The 388-nt window shown below is 40.2% G+C and carries 1 protein-coding gene; it reads right to left on the bottom strand.

Annotation, left to right across the window (positions count from 1 at the left end; all coding sequences use genetic code 11):
- On the bottom strand, positions 1 to 69 hold a 69-nt coding region (locus tag CSV68_RS17685; protein ID WP_143561036.1), incomplete at its 3' end, for a DUF1158 family protein.
- Positions 70 to 388: the final 319 nt, after the last annotated feature.

Genomic DNA, 388 nt, shown 5'->3' with positions numbered 1-388 from the left:
CAGGCAGGAGAGCAGGGCCATCAACAAAATGCCCCCCGCTGTGAGCAGCGATTCTAACGGGTGTTTCATCTTAATGTTAATCGTCAGTTAAAAATGTCATTGTCCGGCATCGCGGAACGTAAAGCAATATAAACCCGGCAGACGTTTTTTGTTAAATTAAATGCACTTTTCTGCGAATAAATAACAGAAAGAGAATAATCTCTCAGAAGCGATTAAATTATTATCGCGTTATGTAAATAAATGTCCTTGTCATGCAAATAATTTTACAAACATATAAGTGCTATATCCAATTAACGTGGCAATAACAATGGCAGCGACAATGTATAACGCCAGGCGGCGTGCGCGATAAATACCAAACATGGTTCCTCCTCGTTTAGCGTTGGTTTAG

Source organism: Sporosarcina sp. P29, from assembly GCF_002743265.1.
GTDB lineage: Bacteria > Bacillota > Bacilli > Bacillales_A > Planococcaceae > Sporosarcina.
This window is presented reverse-complemented; position numbering and strand designations above follow the sequence as displayed.